3 protein-coding genes are annotated in these 1,728 nt (G+C 44.8%); all 3 read left to right on the forward strand.

Annotation, left to right across the window (positions count from 1 at the left end; genetic code table 11):
* Positions 1-630 (forward strand): hypothetical protein (locus GZ78_RS26315; RefSeq protein ID WP_034843142.1); only part of this gene is annotated, 630 nt, incomplete at its 5' end.
* Positions 624-1,118 (forward strand): hypothetical protein, encoded by a 495-nt coding sequence (locus GZ78_RS26320; protein WP_034843144.1) that lies wholly within the window; start codon positions 624-626, stop codon positions 1,116-1,118. The genes GZ78_RS26315 and GZ78_RS26320, both read left to right, overlap by 7 nt.
* A 330-nt stretch (positions 1,119-1,448) precedes the next feature.
* Positions 1,449-1,728 (forward strand): hypothetical protein (locus GZ78_RS30540; protein WP_236631707.1); only part of this gene is annotated, 280 nt, incomplete at its 3' end.

Genomic DNA, 1,728 nt, shown 5'->3' on the forward strand with positions numbered 1-1,728 from the left:
AATCTGGTCAGAATTTCCTACCAGCACTTTCCAGAAGGCACGGAACAGGTTCTCAATGCACTAAACCATATCAACAGTGGTATTGATGCCGTCGTAGAGTTTATCGACGACAGCACCGAAAACCGGGTCAGTGCTAGCTGGCAACAACTGGACGAAACAACTCAGGCTCGTATACTGGGAGCTGGGAAGGTGCTGTCGGTGCTGGTGCCGGTTGCCAGGGTTAAGACTTTGGCTGAGCTGACTAGAGCGCCGTCACCTGCCCTGAAGAAAGACGGTTGGCATCCGGATAGTGTGGAGGCTCGGCATAAGGAGTGGCAGGCGCATTATGGAGGGCGGGAAATCTATGAAAACCCTGGGCATCATGATCCTAAAGATAAATCAAATCGTTATAATAGAACGAAGAGCGTATTACCCAAAAACCATGAGCAGCTTTGGAAAAAGAGTACCTTGGCAAAAGATGGAAACAGGTGGACAAAAATAGGCAATGGAAAAAAGGCTGTTTATCATCGTTTTCAGAATGATGGAAATGGGAATTGGCACTGGAATGGTTCAACTGATGGAAAAACAGCAAGTGGTGAAACTCGTGAAATTTCCATCAGCAATGTTCCAACTGAGGTTCAAAGATGGTGAATGAAAAAGTTATAGGAAACAAGTACACATTTGCAATTAACTATGAGATTGAGTCTGTTAGTCCTAGCATCATGGGTCGTGTATGTTTATGGGTTGGAAATACATGCATAGGTACAATTGACGATACCAACCTCTTAAGCGTGACACTGTATCAATTAAAGAAAATGAATCCTGTCATGCTTGATGGTACACAGTTTAGAGGGCTAAAAGAAAGTCAAATTTATCAGACTATAAAATCTGACAACAATTTAGAGCTTGATAGATATTTTATGTCTTTCGGTGAATCATTTGATGATTTTTCAATTGTTGCTTATTTTCTTGATGGTTTTATGTGCTTTATATGGATATTACTCGATCACCCTTTCTTTACATATATAAATTATCCGAAAGATATACAGTTTGCTAAAGTCCCTATTAATGTATTCTCTGAGGTAATAGCTCAATTTGAAGATGAATTAACCCATTCCGTCACTGCTCAGAATTCGTAGGCAAGTTAACACAGGCCTGAAGGCAACCATCCAACCAAGGAATATACAAGGACACCCAGTGCGCCGAGATAAATCGGCAAGAAATTGAAGGTGAAAGCCCTTCATCCGGTAAGGTCTAGCAAACCGCCGGAACCCCGAGTCATGGGCGGTTGTCAGTAATGACAATGGTTAAGCGTTGACAGGGGAAGATGCAGGCTCAGTATTGAGCTCCGAAACCATTATCGAGAACGCCGACCACGTTGGGTGATTGGGAAGGCAATACAACAAGAGTGCGTTACTGCAAGTGCCCTTGTTGGTTATCCGGAGTCGTTAGACCTGGTGCATGTATCGATGTCTCTTGCGCGGAACTCGGGAGACCCTGTCTGTGATTCACACTTTTCCATGTGGGTCAGGTTCGGTGAAGTCTGTGGACGAAGACTGGACGCTTACGCAAGCAGGGAGTCAGATAGTTTCATAGTAGTGAGGAAACTGGCGAACAAAGTGCAGGTAAACACACCAGACCACGGCGGAGCCGGTGGAGCGAAGGGAACTAACCGTCAAAAAGAGCGTGACAAGCCGATCCAGACTGTAACACAGAGTGCAGAAGGATGGACGACAGGGCTATCACGTC

It is taken from the genome of Endozoicomonas numazuensis (assembly GCF_000722635.1).
In the GTDB taxonomy this organism is placed as follows: Bacteria; Pseudomonadota; Gammaproteobacteria; order Pseudomonadales; family Endozoicomonadaceae; genus Endozoicomonas_A; species Endozoicomonas_A numazuensis.

Bases quoted from the DNA above. Each gene is read 5' to 3' on its own strand.
- GZ78_RS26320 (WP_034843144.1), top strand. From the start codon at position 624: ATGGTGAATGAAAAAGTTATAGGAAACAAGTACACATTTGCAATTAAC.